This is a genomic window from Nonomuraea sp. CA-143628 (genome assembly GCF_050942315.1).
Classification (GTDB): Bacteria; Actinomycetota; Actinomycetes; order Streptosporangiales; family Streptosporangiaceae; genus Nonomuraea.
In genome coordinates, this window is record NZ_CP192072.1 from 2989963 (window position 1) to 3003901 (window position 13939).

At 70.3% G+C, this 13939-nt stretch carries 12 protein-coding genes; 3 read left to right on the forward strand and 9 right to left on the reverse strand.

The features are described from left to right. Positions 1–19 precede the first annotated feature (19 nt). The 5 genes from ACQP2T_RS14095 to ACQP2T_RS14115 are packed head-to-tail and all read right to left on the reverse strand — an operon-like array spanning position 20 to position 7129. Entirely contained in the window at positions 20–2869 is a 2850-nt protein-coding gene (locus tag ACQP2T_RS14095; RefSeq protein ID WP_433516595.1) for a discoidin domain-containing protein, read from the reverse strand. Beyond that, entirely contained in the window at positions 2866–4167 is a 1302-nt protein-coding gene (locus ACQP2T_RS14100) for a Gfo/Idh/MocA family protein (protein ID WP_433516596.1), read from the reverse strand. Before ACQP2T_RS14100 ends, ACQP2T_RS14095 begins: the two co-directional genes overlap by 4 nt. Then, positions 4164–4979, reverse strand: a complete 816-nt coding sequence (locus tag ACQP2T_RS14105; RefSeq protein ID WP_433516597.1) for a carbohydrate ABC transporter permease — start codon at positions 4977–4979, stop codon at positions 4164–4166. Before ACQP2T_RS14105 ends, ACQP2T_RS14100 begins: the two co-directional genes overlap by 4 nt. Beyond that, positions 4976–5860 (reverse strand): carbohydrate ABC transporter permease, encoded by an 885-nt coding sequence (locus tag ACQP2T_RS14110; RefSeq protein ID WP_433516598.1) that lies wholly within the window; start codon positions 5858–5860, stop codon positions 4976–4978. The genes ACQP2T_RS14105 and ACQP2T_RS14110 overlap by 4 nt, the downstream gene beginning before the upstream one ends. Beyond that, positions 5861–7129 (reverse strand): ABC transporter substrate-binding protein, encoded by a 1269-nt coding sequence (locus ACQP2T_RS14115; protein WP_433516599.1) that lies wholly within the window; start codon positions 7127–7129, stop codon positions 5861–5863. A gap of 190 nt (positions 7130–7319) precedes the next feature. Between ACQP2T_RS14115 and ACQP2T_RS14120 the strand changes: the two genes are divergently transcribed. After that, positions 7320–8495: an ROK family protein gene (locus ACQP2T_RS14120; RefSeq protein ID WP_433516600.1), complete on the forward strand. Its 1176-nt coding sequence runs from the start codon at positions 7320–7322 to the stop codon at positions 8493–8495. An 18-nt stretch (positions 8496–8513) separates the two neighbouring features. Here ACQP2T_RS14120 and ACQP2T_RS14125 read toward each other — a convergent pair whose 3' ends face one another. From ACQP2T_RS14125 to ACQP2T_RS14135, 3 genes are read right to left on the reverse strand one after another with little or no spacing between them, the layout of a single operon-like run. Continuing rightward, positions 8514–8714, reverse strand: a complete 201-nt coding sequence (locus ACQP2T_RS14125; protein WP_433516601.1) for a ferredoxin — start codon at positions 8712–8714, stop codon at positions 8514–8516. Positions 8715–8743: 29 nt separating this feature from the next. Further along, complete coding sequence (locus ACQP2T_RS14130; protein WP_433516602.1) at positions 8744–9958, reverse strand: cytochrome P450; 1215 nt, start codon at positions 9956–9958, stop codon at positions 8744–8746. A gap of 36 nt (positions 9959–9994) precedes the next feature. After that, a complete protein-coding gene (locus ACQP2T_RS14135; RefSeq protein WP_433516603.1) occupies positions 9995–11188 on the reverse strand; it encodes an NAD(P)/FAD-dependent oxidoreductase in 1194 nt (397 codons plus the stop codon). 124 nt (positions 11189–11312) lie between these two features. Between ACQP2T_RS14135 and ACQP2T_RS14140 the strand changes: the two genes are divergently transcribed. Both ACQP2T_RS14140 and ACQP2T_RS14145 read left to right on the forward strand, forming a co-directional pair. After that, a complete protein-coding gene (locus tag ACQP2T_RS14140; RefSeq protein ID WP_433516604.1) occupies positions 11313–11939 on the forward strand; it encodes a TetR/AcrR family transcriptional regulator in 627 nt (208 codons plus the stop codon). A gap of 111 nt (positions 11940–12050) precedes the next feature. Further along, positions 12051–12911: an SDR family NAD(P)-dependent oxidoreductase gene (locus ACQP2T_RS14145; protein ID WP_433516605.1), complete on the forward strand. Its 861-nt coding sequence runs from the start codon at positions 12051–12053 to the stop codon at positions 12909–12911. Positions 12912–12927: 16 nt separating this feature from the next. Here ACQP2T_RS14145 and ACQP2T_RS14150 read toward each other — a convergent pair whose 3' ends face one another. Continuing rightward, positions 12928–13884 carry an ankyrin repeat domain-containing protein gene (locus tag ACQP2T_RS14150; protein ID WP_433516606.1) on the reverse strand — a complete coding sequence of 319 codons (957 nt, stop codon included), beginning with the start codon at positions 13882–13884 and terminating at the stop codon, positions 12928–12930. Positions 13885–13939: the final 55 nt, after the last annotated feature.

Sequence of the window (13939 nt, forward strand, 5' to 3'; positions counted from 1 at the left end):
GTGGCGGCGCCGATGGGGGCTAGCGGGCGGTCATCGTGTACGTGTGGCCGGGCGTGGTGGCGAAGGAGAACGTCATCTCCCCGGTGTCGGCGTCGTGGCCGAAGGTGAGCGGCACGGGCCGGTGCCCGGAAGTGTCCACCACGACCGGACGGCGCTCGCCCCACGGGTTGGCGAGGGTGGCCTTGCCGCCCTTCTCGCTGGTCAGCTCGATGGCCGAGACCGGACGCCCGGCCCGCCGCTCGGCGGAGAGCAGGAAGGCGCCCTTGGCACGCAGTCGGACGAACCTGCCGTCACGCCCGGCCGGCCAGGCCGGGAAGACCCGGATGGTGTTCTCGAAGGTCTGCAGGAACATCGAGTTCACGGTCTCCAGCGAGCCCGAGGTCTCCTGTCCGCCGCCCGACTGGGACACGGTCAGGTTCGGCCGCCACAGCCGGTTGATCACGGTGGTGAACTTGCCGACGAGGTCCTCGGGATCCCAGCCCGCGCGGGCCGCGATGGTGAACGTCTTCGGGAACCCGTTGATGGAGGAGCCGCGCGAACCCGGCAGGAACGGGTCCACCCACTGCAGGGTTTCGCGGACCTTCCGCAGCTGCTCGGGGTCGCCGCCGATGGCCAGGTTGTCGCTCGGGTGGACGACGCCCTCCAGGTTGATCGGCTGGTCGTTCTTGTTGAGCAGCGCGTTGCCCTTGATCGAGTTCTCGATCTTGCTCGCGAGGAGGATGACGTCCAGGCCGTCCATGGTCGCCGTCGGATACGGGGCCAGGTCGTTCAGGTAGCCCTGCCAGACCGGCCGCAGCTCCGCGTCCACGCCGAGCACCTGGCTGTACTCGATCAGCGCGGTCAGCGTGCGCCGGATGTAGCCGAGGTCGTAGGTGGAGTCGACGTCGTCCCCGCCCTCGTTCACGGCGCTGTGCAGGACGTGGTACTTGCCGTCCTCGCCCTTCTCCAGATAGTCCATCCAGAAGTCACCCAGTTCCTTGAGGAACGGGTAGGTCGTGGTGCGCAGGAACTGCTTGTCGTGGGTGTAGTCCCAGTTCCACATGTAGGGGATCGCGACGAACGTGCCGTTCGTCTTCTGGTCGGCGAGCTTCTTCGGCGACTTGGGCCCGGTGACCGGCACCTCGGCGGGGGCGGGACGGGTCTGGTTGTACGGGTAGACGGTGCGGGCGAAGGTCAGGCCCTTGTATCCGGCGGCATGCGTGGTGTTGCGCTGGTACGGGAGCTCGGCCGTCATCGTCTTGTAGTACGGCGCCGCCAGCTCGGGCCGGTTGGCCGAGTAGACGCCGTAGAACTGGGACTGGGTGTTGTAGTTGAGCCAGTAGCGGTTGGCGCCCCCGGTCTGCTCGACGGTGCGCCACGGCGAATAGGTGCCGGGCAGGAAGGAGCCCTCGCGGCTGGCCGCGCCCATGGCGTAAAGGGCGCCGTAGTAGTACTTGTTCAGGGTCGAGTCGCCGGTGTCGACGTACGACTTCAGCCAGAACCTCCGCCACCAGTCGCGGTGGGTGGACTGGACTCTGTCGAGATCACGGCCGTCGACCTGGCCCGCCCGGTTCACCGCCTTGGTGATGAAGTCGGCCAGCGGCGTGAGGTTGGCGTAGCCGCCGTTGCCCTGGAGCGAGGTGACGAGCCGCACGGGCCGGCCGGGAGCCAGCTCGAAGGCGAGGCGGGCGAGGTTGCTCGACGGGGTGCTCGCGGTGACCGGGGTGCGCGAGCCGACGACCCTGGTCGACGCGGCCGCCTTGGAGACCCAGCCGCTCTCGCCGTCCGCGCCGGTCGCACGGGTGATCCACACCTGCCCGTCACCGGCGACGCCGGTCGTCCCGTCCGGTGTGGTCAGGTCGATCTGGAGCGGCAGGGGCCGCGCGCCGTCGGGGATCGACAGCTCGGTGACCAGGAGGTTCTCGCCGTCGGCGGTCCAGGTGCGGGTGCTCAGCGCCCGGCCGTCGACCGTCTGGGAGCCGCGTACCTCCGCGTTAAGGATGTCCTGCCGCTGCCGGTAGTTCGGGTCGGTGCCGGTCGCGCCCGTGAGGACGTTGGTCTGGCCGTCGAACAGTTGCAGGTCGCGGATGTAGGCCTTCTGGTTCGGGTCGGCGGGGTCGCGTACCGCACCGGTGATCAGCAGGCGCAGGTGGCGGGCGGTGAAAGCGGGCACGGTCCGTTCGGTCAGCTCGGCCGTGTTGCCCGTCACAGCGTCCACGTCGGTCCACGTACTGCCGTCGTCGCTCTTCTGCAGGGTGAAGCTCTGGGTGTTGAGCCGCTGGAAGGCGTCGGCCCTGCCTTGGAAGCCGTTGTGCCTGAGCACCCAGTGGTCGATCGTCTGGGTCTTGCCCAGGTCGATGGTGACCCACTGCGGGTCGCTCGTGCTCGCGTTGCTCTGTGAGACCCAGCGGGTCTCGGGATCGCCGTCGATCACGCAGGCCGCGCCGCACTCCAAGGTGTCCTTGGCGGCGGCGATGGCCGGGGTACGCACGGGGCCGATGGAGATCTTGCCGAACGGCGTCTGCCCGTTGCTGCTGTGCCAGAGGTCGGACTTGGACAGATAGTACGTCTGCCGCTGCTCGCGAGCGTCAGAGGTGACGTGCATGTCGCCGTTGCCCAGGAGCAGGCCGGAGGTGTAGCGGACGGTCTCCACGGTGTTGAGCGCGGGCGGGGCGGTGTAGGCGTCGTCGATGGCCGAGAGGATCCTGCGGATGTCCTGCCACTCCGCCGCGCCGGCCTGGGCGATCGCGGGGGTGGCGGTGACCATCGAGGTGGCCTGAGCGGGCGCGGTTTTGGCGATGACCATCGAGGTGGCTTGGGCGGGCGCGGTGTTGGCGGCGCTCATCGAGGTGGCCAGCACGGCGAGGGCGAGGAAGGTGCGTTGCCTCATTGGGGGTGCTCTCCGTTCGAGAGGGTTTGTACGGTCGCGGTGTGGCGGGCCCGTTCGGCGGCGAAGACCACGCGGTGGCTGTCGACGCTCTCCTGGATCCCGGAAAGGATCAGCTCGGGCCGGCCCTCGTGCAGGGCGGAGACGAACGACTCGATCAGCGCGGCGTCGCCGCCGGCGTGGCCTTCCGCCGCGCTGGAGCCGTCCAGCGAGGTGTCGATCGTGGTGGTTTCCTCCGACAAGAACTCATAAATGTGGATAAATCGGCCGTCGCCGGTCAGCTGGCCCTTGGTGCCGAACAGCTTGGTGTGCCGGTTCTCCAGGGGCGTGAACGCGGTCATCGTGAAGGCGGCGGTGATCCCGCCCTCGTACTCGATGGTCACCACCTGGTGATCCACCGCGTCGTTGTCGCTGGCGTACACACACCGTCCGTAGGGGCCCTCGGCCAGCGCCTCGGTGACCGCCTCCTCGGTGAGCGTGCCGCCGGTCATGACGCGGGTGAAGTACTGCTTGGTGCCGCCGTTGCGCAGCCCGTCGCGGTAGAGCCGCACGGCCGAGTACGGGCATTCGCGCTCGATCGGGCATTCCACGCACCGGTCCGCGGCGCCCGGCGGCCGCTGATCGGCACGGAAGTGGCGCAGCCCGCCGAAGGAGGAGACCTGCTCGGCCTTGCGGCTCACGACGTGGCTCAGCCAGTCGATGTCGTGGCAGGCCTTGGCCAGCAGCGCGAAGGCGCTCTCGTCCTCGCGCCGCCAGTTGCCGCGGACGAAGGAGTGGGCGAAGTGGTACCAGCCGACCGGCTCCAGGTGCTCCACGCTGACGATCTCGCCGATGCGGGGGAGCACCTCGCGGAGCCGGCGGGTGTAGGGGGTGTAGCGCATGACGTGGCAGACCGCGATCATGGCGCCAGTACGAGCTGCCGCCGCCCCGATGGCCACCGTCTGCGCCTCGGTGGGGGCGACGGGCTTCTCCAGCAGGATGTCGTACCCCTGCTGGGCGAAGACCTCGGCGGGCGCCAGGTGATCGGCGTCCAGGGTGGCCACGATGACCGCGTCGGCGATCCTGCCGAGCGCGGCGAACTCCTTCCAGTCGCGGAAGACCCGCTCCGGCGCGAGCGCGTGGCGTACCGCGAACTCCTGGCGGGCGGCCTCGCGCGGCTCGGCGACGGCCACCACGCGGGCCCGGTCCGGCAGGCGGGCGGCCAGCTCGGCGTAGGCCGTGCCGCGTGCGCCCGCGCCCACCACTGCCAGGGTGATCGGCCGGTCGAGGGCCTGCCCGATGTGGTCCCTCAGGTTGATCATCCTTTGACCGCTCCCCCGGTGAGTCCCTTGACGAAGTGCTTCTGCAGCGCGAAGTAGAAGATGAGGATGGGCAGAGCCGACAGCACCATCAGCCCGAACATGTCGCCGTAGTCCCGCTGGAACTGGCCGAGCGCGCGATAGACGCCCACGGTGACCGTGGTGCCGCCCGCCGGGCCGAGGATGATCAGCGGGTTGAGGAAGTCGTTCCAGATCCACACCCCGAGGAAGATCAGTACGCTGGCCGTCGCCGGGCGCAGCAGCGGGAAGACCACCCGCCAGAACGTGCCGAACTTGCCCGCCCCGTCGAGCGAGGCGGCCTGCTCCAGCTCGATCGGGATGGCCCGGATGAAGCCGGAGAAGACGAAGACCCCGAACGGCACGTAGTAGCCGACGTTGAACAGCACCAGGCCGCTGATCGTGCCCATGAGGCCGGTCAGGTTCAGCACCTGGGTGACCGGCACCAGGATCACCTGTGGCGGGATCATCAGCCCGGCCAGCAACACCAGCAGGGTGATCCGGGCGAAGCGCGCCGGGGTGCGGCAGATGTAGTGGCCCAGCATGGCCGAGACGACGGTGAGGATCACGATCGACGACAGCGTCACGGTGACGCTGTTGATCAGGCCGTTCCAGAACAGATGGTCGGGGCGGATCAGCGCCTGCGTGAGGTTGTCCAGCGTCGGCGGGATCGGCGGCGCCGCCGGGGAGGCGGTGATGTCGGGCCCGTGCTTGAAGACGTTGGCCACGACCAGGTAGAGCGGCAGGAAGAAGGCGGCGGCCACGATGATCGCGACCACCGGGCGCAGCGCCCTCATACGTCGACCTCTCTGCGGTTGAGCACGCGCAGCACGACGGCGGAGACCGTCGCGACGATCACGAGCATGAGGATCGCCATCGCTGAGGACTCGCCCGTGCGGTTGGCGGTGAAGCCCACCTGGATGACGTTGAACGCCACCGTCGCCGTTGTGCCCAGCCCCGGGCCGCCGGCCGTCAGGACCTGGATGTGGTCGTACGCCTTGAAACCGGTGATCAGCAGCATCACCGTGTTCGTCGTCAACGCCGGCGCCAGCAGCGGCCAGGTGACCCGGCGGAACCGCGTCCAGGAGCCCGCGCCGTCGATCGCCGCCGCCTCCAGCAGAGAGGACGGCACGCCCTGCAGCGCGGCCAGGTAGACCACCGAGCAGAAGCCGAGCATCTGCCAGCTGATGATGAAGCCGATGGAGTACAGCGCCAGATCGGGATCGGACAACCAGCCGACCCGTACCCCGAGCAGCCGGTTGATCAGGCCCTCGTCCTGGAGCATGGCCATCCAGACCACGCTCACCACCACCGAGCTGAGCACGACGGGGACGAAGAAGACGCTGCGCAGCACCCGGTAGAGCCAGCTCGTACGGTCGAGCAGCACGGCGAGGGCGACGCCCGCCACGTTCGGCACGATCACGACGATCAGCGTCAGGATCGTGGTCACCTTGAGCGAGGTCAGGAAGTCCGGGTCGGTCAGGAGACGCAGGTAGTTGTCCAGCCCGACGAAGCTCGTCCGCGCATTGAACAGGCTGGCGTTGGTGAGGCTGTAGCCGAAGCTGAGCATGATCGGCGCGAGCACGAAGCAGGCGTAGACCAGCACGCCCGGCGCGACGAAACTCAGCAGGTACGTCAGCCGCTGCCAGGGGACGGCCGCCCGCTTGTCCTGCCCCATCTACTGCCCGCCCGCCTTGACCCATTCGGCGTCCAGCGCCTTGGCCGCGGCGGCGCCGTCGGTCTTGCCGGCGATGATCTCCTGGGCGAGCGCGAACACCTTGTCGCCCACGCCCGGCAGCAGCGAGTCGTCGCCGGTCTCGACCGTGAAGGCGTTGACGACCCGCCCCGACCTGAAGACGTCGAGCGTGGCACCGTAGACCGGGCCCATCGGCGGCGGCCGGTAGCCGTTGATCGCGATGATGGCCGCGTCGGACTTGACGAGCACGTCGTTGTTGGCCGCGTTCTGGTTGAACTCCAGCGCGAACGTCCTGGCCGCCTCGAGGTTCTTGGACTTGGCGTTCACGATGGGGCCGCCGCCGGTGTACGAGGGCACGACGACCTTGCCGTCATCGGTGGGCCAGGCGAAGACCCCGATGTCGAACGGCGGCTCGCCGGCATCGGCCGACGCGGCGAACCACGACCCCATCGGGTACATCGCGCCCTTGCCGTCGAGGAACGCCTTCTCGGTCGAGGGATAGTCGCGCGACAGCCCGGCCTTGTCGATGTAGCCCTGCCTGACCAGGTCGGCGAACTTCTGGGTGGCCTTGACGAAGACCGGGTCGGCGAACCTGACCTGCCCGGCGCGCCGCTTGACCAGGAAGTCCGGCTGCTGGGCGTAGACGTCGGCACTGACGAGCGCGATCCAGAGGTAGCCGGCCGCGAACGCGTCCTTGCCGCCGCCGCCCACCACGAACGGGTTGATCCCCTTGGCCTTGAGCTTGGCCGAGGCGGTGAGCAGTTCCGCGTACGTCTTGGGCGGCGCCTGGACGCCGGCCTCGGCGAAGAGCTTCTTGTTGTAGTAGACCAGCGGGGTCGGCTGGGAGTTGTAGGGCAGCTGGTAGATCTTGCCGCCCAGCGGGTTGGAGCGCGGGTAGGTGTAGTTCTTCAGCTCCGCGTCGCTCCAGGCGTACAGGTTGCCGCTCTCCGCCAGGCCGCTGGGCGCGATGGCCTGCATGACGTCGGGCAGCTGGCCCGAGGCCAGGAGCTGCTTGGCGTAGGCGTTGCGCTCGCCCGCGCTCGGCGCGACGAGCTTCTTCACCGCGATGTCGGGGTGCTTGTCGGTGATGCGCTTGATGGCCGCGTCCCAGTACTCCGGCGTCAGATTGGGCGTCTCGAACACCAGGAAGGAGATCTCCTTCTTCCCGTCCTCCACTGGCTGCCGTGAGCCTGCCGGGGCGCACGCGGCAAGCGCCAGGGCGGCGGTGACCAGCACGATGGCCTTCTTCACCTGGGGGTCCTCTCTCAATGCCGGCCGACCGGCGGCACGTGCCCCGGCCTTCTGGAGACCGTTGAGCTCTGCGTCAGGCGGCGTTTCGCCGAGGAGGCCCTGGCGCGCGAGTTCGCCCGCAGAGGCCTCCTCTCGTCCTGGTTATTTTTAGTAGTTCATCAAATAATTAGCAATGCCCTAACATCGGATCGTGACCTTGACCGGACAGGACCCGGCGCTGCTGCGCCGCCTCAACGCCGCCGCGGTGCTGCGCGCGCTGCACGCCGCGGACGAGCTGACGCTGACGCAGCTCGTGAAGACCACCGCCGTCTCGCGGGCGACCGTCGAGGACGTGATCGCCGGGCTCGCCGGGCTCGTCGAGGAGGTCGGCGTCAAGGCCGGAGACCCCCGTCCGGTCGGTCGGCCGGCCAAGCGTTACCGGTTCCGCGCGGACGCGGGCCACGTCGTCGGGCTCGACATCGGCCCGCACAAGGTCCTGGCGCTCACCGCCGACCTCAAGGGCCGCATCGTCGACCGCCGGCGCACGGTCGTGACCCCTGAGACCAGCACCGCCGACAGGATCGCCGCCGCGAAGCTCGTCGTCCGCAGGACCCTGCGCGCCGTCGGCGTCGAGCCCGGAGAGGTGCGCGCGATCGGCGTGGCCACGACCGGCGTGGTCGACCCCGCCGACGGCCGGATACTGATCAGTGACCGGCTGCCCGGCTGGGCGGGCGTCGACCTGCCCGCCGCGCTCGGCGGCCTGGCGGCCGGCCCCGTCCTGGTCGGCAACGACACCAACCTGGCCGCGCTGGCCGAGCACTGGTGCGGCGCGGCCGTCGGGGCGAACGACGTGATCTGCCTGCTGGCCGGGCGCAGCATCGCGGCGGGCCTGCTCATCGGCGGCAAACTGCACCAGGGTCGCAACGGCGCGGCGGGGGAGATCGGCGTCATGCGGGCGTTCGGGTGGTACACCGCGTTCGACCGCTTCCTCGCCTACGGCGGCGATGTCCCCGCGGCGGAGCGCGATGTGCCTGTGGCGGCGGAGGCGGCGGGGCGCGATGTGCCTGTGGCGGAGGCGGCGGAGCGCGTGTTCGAGGCCGTGCGGCAGGGGGACGCGGAGGCGGCGGCCATCGTCCGCGCCTTCGCCCGCGACCTGGCCAAGGGCGTCGGCGCCGCCGTACTCACGATGGACCCCGAACTGGTGGTCCTGGGCGGCGGGCTGTCGGGCGCGCGGGAACTGCTCGCCGCACCCCTGCGCGAGGAACTCGCCGAGCTCTGCCTCTTCCCCGTACGGGTGGAGTCCTCGGAGCTGGGCAGCGAGTCCGTCGCGCTGGGCGCGGTACGGCTGGCACTCGACCGGGTCGAGCGGACGATCTTCGGCGTGTGACCCGGGATTGCCTGCTGCTTACGCCTGCTCGGTCACCTCGATGGCGGCGCCGGGGCAGACGGCGGCGGCCTCGCGGACCGCGCTGTGCTGGTCGGCCGCGGGCTCGGGTTCGAGCAGGATGACGATGCCGTCCTCGTCCCGCTGGGCGAACACCTCCGGCGCGATCAGCACGCACTGCCCGGCGCCGCAGCACTTGTCCTCGTCCACAATGACTTTCATCTCAGGGTTCCCCTCCTTGTCGATCAGGATCACCAGCGGACCGGCACCGTACGCAGGCCGCCGACCGCCAGCCCTTCCACGCGCTCCAGCTCCTCCACCGGCACCGCCAGCTCCAGCGTGGGCAGCTTGCGCAGCAGCACCTCCAGGACGACCTGCAGCTCGGTGCGGGCCAGCGCCTGACCGAGGCAGGAGTGCGCGCCGGACCCGAAGGCCAGGTGGGGGTTGGGGCTGCGGGTCAGGTCCATCTGGTCGGCGGCCTCGAAGGCGCTCTCGTCCCGGTTGGCGGCGGCCATGCTGCAGATCACGGTGGTGCCCTTGGGCAGTACGGTGCCGCTGACCTCGGTCTCCTCCTTGAGGTAGCGCGGCAGGCCGAAGCCGGAGTTGGCGTCGAGGCGCAGCGTCTCCTCCACGGTGGAGCGGATCAGCGCGGGCTCGGCCAGCAGGCGCTCCCACCGGGTGCGGTCGGCCAGCAGCATGGAGACCATCTTGCCGATCATGTTGGCGGTGGTCTCGTGACCGGCGACCAGCAGCGCCATGCCGGTGACGAGGATCTGGATCTCGGCCAGCCCGCCGTCTTCTGGGCCGCCGGCCGCGATCAGCTCGCTCAGCAGGTCGTCGCCCGGCTCGGTGCGCTTGGCAGCGAGATGGTCGGACATGTACTGGAAGAACTCGGCCTGGGCGGCCTCGATCTCCTCCTTGCTGTAGCGGGTGAGGTTGAGCAGCGTGTCGGACCAGTACGAGAACCGGTCCCGGTCCTCGGCGGGCACGCCGAGCATGTCGCAGATGACGTACACCGGCAGCGGGAAGCCCAGGCCCGCCCTGAGGTCGCCGGGGGCGCCACCCTCGACCATGTCGTCGATCAGGCCCTCGGCGATCCGCGCCATCTGGGGCCGCAGGGCGTTCATGCGCTTGGCGGTGAACCACTTGCCGACCAGGCGCCGCCAGTGCAGATGCTCCTCCCCGCCGTCGGGGATGATCGCCGCCATCTCGCTGTTGAACAGCCCGCCGTCGTCCGTGGCCGACAGCCGGGCCGCGTCGGGGGCGTTCAGCAGGCGGGTGAAGCGCGGATCGGCCAGCACTTCCTTGACGTCGTCATAGCGGGTCAGCAGCGTCGCCTGGTCGCCGCTGGGCAGCTTGACGTGCGCCACCGGGCACTTGCCGCGTAGCTCGGCCCACTCCGCGGGCGGGTCCAGCGGCGCGTCGTTGGGGATCGGATAGCTCAGAACCTGCTCGTTGACGCTCAACGGACATCTCCTCATGGATGGTGGTCGTGCGGGTTCTCACGCGGGCGTGAGTGGTGGGGTGGGCTGCCAGGTGCCCAAGAGCTGCTGCCGTAGGAGGCGGGCCTGCTTGGGCATGTTCCAGCCGAGTACGCCGGTGACCTGGCCGCCCTCGCGGTAGACGGCGGCGAAACGGTGCTGCTCCGGGTCGCCCTCGGCGATGGTGACTTCAGCCGCCGGTGAGGGCAGGCCGTGGGCCTGGATCTTGATGTCGTACTGGTCGGTCCAGAAGTACGGGATCGGTGTGTACGGGCGGTCGGCGCCGAGGAGGTTGGCCGCCACCACCTGGGCCTGCTCGGTGGCGTTGGTGCGGTTCTCCAGCCGGAGGCGCCTGCCGAGCCCGGAGTGCTCGAAGGAGGCCACGTCGCCGACGGCGTACACGCCCTCGACGGCGCGGCAGCGCGCGTCGCATTCCACCCCGTCGCCCAGGGTGAGGCCGCTGCCGGTCAGCCAGCCGGTCGCCGGGCGGGACCCGATGGCGACCACGACCGCGTCGGCGGGCAGCGACTCGCCGGTGGCCAGCCGCACGCCGGTGACCCGGCCGCCCATGCCGGTCAATTCGGCCACCGCGACGCCGAGTCGCAGCTGGACCCCATGCTCGGTGTGGGTGCGGGCGAGCAGGCCGCCGACCATGTCGCCGAGCTGCTCGCGCAGCGGCGTCTGCCCCATGCCGGCCAGGGTGACCTGCAAACCCATGGTGCGGGCGGTGGCGGCGAGCTCGGCGCCCAGTACGCCCTCACCGACGACCACGAGCCGGGTGCCGGGGATCAAGCGGGCGCGCAGGGCGAGCGCGTCGTCCAGGCCGCGCAGCACATGTACGCCCGCCAGCCCGTCCTGGCCCGGCAGCCGGTACGGCGTCAGCCCGGTGGCCACGACCACGGCGTCGGCCCGCAGCACGCGGCCGGAGGCGGTGGTGACCGTCCGCTCCGCCGCGTCCAGCGCGACAGCGGGCTCGCCCCGGACGAACTCGGCCGCCAGGGCGTCGAGCTGGGCCGCGGTACGGAGCTGCGCGCGGGCCGGTTCCCAGACGCCGGCCAGGACCTGCTTCGACAGCGGCGGCCGATCGTAGGGGAGGTGGGTCTCGGCGTCGACCAGGGTCAGCCGGCCCTCGTGGCCGAGCCGCCGCAGCGCCTCCCCGGTGCTGAGCCCGGCGGCCGACGCCCCGACGATCACTACGTGTCCGGGCGAGGTCACGAGGCGCTGCCTGGGGCGAGGGCGATGGGGGCATTTATCCACATAAGTCGAGATCCCTTCGTCGTCCCGGTCACACATTAGCCTACAGCTGCAAGGAAACTTGCACTTGTAGGCGTTCGATAAGATGGCGACTGTGGACACCGCAAGAGAGAGCAAGGCCGCATCGGGTGACCGGCGCGTGCGCCGCACCCGGACAGCGCTGGCACGCGCGCTGATCCAGCTGGTCGAGGAGCAGGACCTGTCCCGGATCAGCGTCTCCGACGTCGCCGAGGGCGCCGGCGTGAGCCGTTCGGCCTTCTACGACCACTACCGCGACGTCCACGAGCTGGCCGAGGACGCCTGCACCGCGATGATCGACGGCTTGATCGAGTCCTTGCCCGCTCCCGAGCTGGACTCGCCGGACCTGGTGGGGGAGGCGATCCGGTCGCTGGCGGCGTTCTTCGCCAGCCTCGCCGAGCACGCGGGGCTGTATCGCGCGCTGCTGGGGCTGGAGGGCAGCGCCCGCGTCGTCGGCCACATTCGCCACCGCATGGCCACGGTCATTCGTGAACACCTGGTCGCGGCCGACGCCGGGCAGTGGCCGGAGCTCGTTCCGCATGACGTGACGGCCGCGTTCACCGCCGGGGCGCTCCTCGGTGTGGCCGTCGACTGGCTTGAGGGCGGATGTACCCGCACCCCTGCCGAGATGGCCGAGGTGATCTGGCCGCTCTTGAACGCGCACTACCGCATCAACGAGGGCGGACGGAGATGAGGCCGACGGACCCGTCAGCCTCTGGACCGCTCAGGTCTGACGAGATGAGGCCGATGGACCCGTCAGCCTCTGGACCGTACGCGCGCCCGTTTTCCCCCGAAGGAGAGCACCATGTCCACCGCTGATGTGTCGAGCAGGTCCCTGGCCGAGCTCGTTTCCCTGACGGGCCGCCGCGCGGTCGTGACCGGAGGCGGTCGCGGACTGGGCAAGGCGATCGCGTCACGCCTGGCCGAGGCGGGCGCCGACCTGCTGATCGGCGACATCGACGAAGAGCTCGCCCTGGCCGCCGCCGGGCAGCTCGCGCGACGCCACGGTGTACGCGTGATCGGGGCCGCCATGGACGTCACCGACGCGGCGTCCGTCGCCGCAACGGCCGACCGCGCGGTCGCCGATCTCGGCGGCCTGGACATCTGGGTGAACAACGCCGGTATCTTCCCGGCGGTCCCCCTGCTGGAGATGACCGAGGAGACGTGGGACAAGGTGTTCGCGGTGAACGCGCGCGGCGTCTTCGTCGGCGCGCGTGAGGCGGCCCGGCGGATGGCGGCCGCGGGCACGGGCGGTGTCATCGTGAACATCGTCTCGACCGCTGGATTCCGCGGTAGCGCGCCCGGCCTGGCCGCCTATGTCGGGTCGAAGCACGCCGTGCGCGGCGTCACACGCGAGCTCGCCCTCGAACTCGCTCCCCTCGGCATCCGGGTGCTCGGCGTCGCACCGAGCTTCGTCCCCACCGAGGGCAACATGATGGCCGCTGCGGCCGTGATGCCCGACGACCTCCCGCCGACCGACCTCCCGATCCCGCCGACCGAGATCCCACCGACCGAGATCCCACCGACCGACCTCATGCTGAACGGGCCGATCGGGCGGGTCGGAGTCCCTGACGACATCGCGCGCGTCGTCCTGTTCTGCGCGTCGGACTTGTCGACCTTCATGACGGGCAGCACGCTGCTCGCCGACGGCGGCGACACCGCCTGACCCGCCTCGGTCAGCGTCAGTGGTCCCGCTCGGGCAGCCGCAGGTACGTGTCCGGATCGGTGATCACGCGGGCGTTGGCCGGGCGCAGGCCCGCGCCGGCGAAGCAGTAGGCCTCGGCTTGGCCCTGGTACAGGTACTTGAGCAGGACCTCCTCGGCCGAGTCGTCCTCGGACGCGTCGCCGCCGCCCGGGTGGGTGTCCCAGTCCACGACCTCGCCGTCGCGGAAGACGCAGCCCTGGTTGCCGCTCTTGGGATTGGCGTACATGCCATAGGCGACCGTGCCCGCCGACAGCGCCTCCATGACGACGGTATCCGAGGCCATGTAGCCCCATGGCTGGCTGACGACGCAGCCGCCGGGTACGTCGGTGAAGCCGATGAACTGCATGGCCTCCTCGTCGGACGGGTCTTCCGTGATCTCTTCCAGCTCTTCCTCGGCGACGGGTGTGGCGGCTAAGCGCTGTGCCGCCTCGGCGGCGCTGATGCCGCGTACGCAGGCCAGGCTGTAACCGTCCCACCCGATGCCGTCCAGCGCGCCGATCAGGCGTTCGGCCTCAGTGACGGCGGCGGTCTCCGCCTCGGTCAGCCCGGTATGGCCCGGCGGGAACGGGAAGAACAGGCCAGGCGTGGGGCCCGCCAGGCTGAGCCGGCCGGGCGACCAGCCGGCCATCATGGGCCGCCATGGGTCCGCTCCGGCGGCGACCAGGGCGAGGGCGTTCTCGGGCTGGTCGTTGAAGACCGCGTCCCAGAGCGCGGTGCGGCCCTCGCACTCCGCGTCGACGTCATCGACCCGGCCGGCCAGCTCGGCGACCACCTCCGGCGAACCGCGCTCCGCCGCGGCGTGCAGCGGCCGCTCGAAGGAGTAGGACCCTTCGTTCGGGTCGGCGCCCGCGTCGAGCCTGGCGCGGACCAGGGTGAGGTCCTTCCAGGAATCCCACCCGAAATCTGACCATCCTGCGGTTTCTTCGGTGGTCATGACAGCTCCTTCGAGATCACGTACGTGGACACGAGCGGGGCCATCATGGCGGAGG

What these genes read in the sequence shown, in the direction of transcription:
- ACQP2T_RS14150 (WP_433516606.1), bottom strand. Translation starts at nt 13,884, where the DNA reads ATGACCACCGAAGAAACCGCAGGATGGTCAGATTTCGGGTGGGATTCC.
- ACQP2T_RS14140 (WP_433516604.1), top strand. Translation starts at nt 11,313, where the DNA reads ATGGCGACTGTGGACACCGCAAGAGAGAGCAAGGCCGCATCGGGTGAC.
- ACQP2T_RS14105 (WP_433516597.1), bottom strand. Translation starts at nt 4,979, where the DNA reads ATGAGGGCGCTGCGCCCGGTGGTCGCGATCATCGTGGCCGCCGCCTTC.
- ACQP2T_RS14110 (WP_433516598.1), bottom strand. Translation starts at nt 5,860, where the DNA reads ATGGGGCAGGACAAGCGGGCGGCCGTCCCCTGGCAGCGGCTGACGTAC.
- ACQP2T_RS14145 (WP_433516605.1), top strand. Translation starts at nt 12,051, where the DNA reads ATGTCCACCGCTGATGTGTCGAGCAGGTCCCTGGCCGAGCTCGTTTCC.
- ACQP2T_RS14125 (WP_433516601.1), bottom strand. Translation starts at nt 8,714, where the DNA reads ATGAAAGTCATTGTGGACGAGGACAAGTGCTGCGGCGCCGGGCAGTGC.
- ACQP2T_RS14095 (WP_433516595.1), bottom strand. Translation starts at nt 2,869, where the DNA reads ATGAGGCAACGCACCTTCCTCGCCCTCGCCGTGCTGGCCACCTCGATG.
- ACQP2T_RS14100 (WP_433516596.1), bottom strand. Translation starts at nt 4,167, where the DNA reads ATGATCAACCTGAGGGACCACATCGGGCAGGCCCTCGACCGGCCGATC.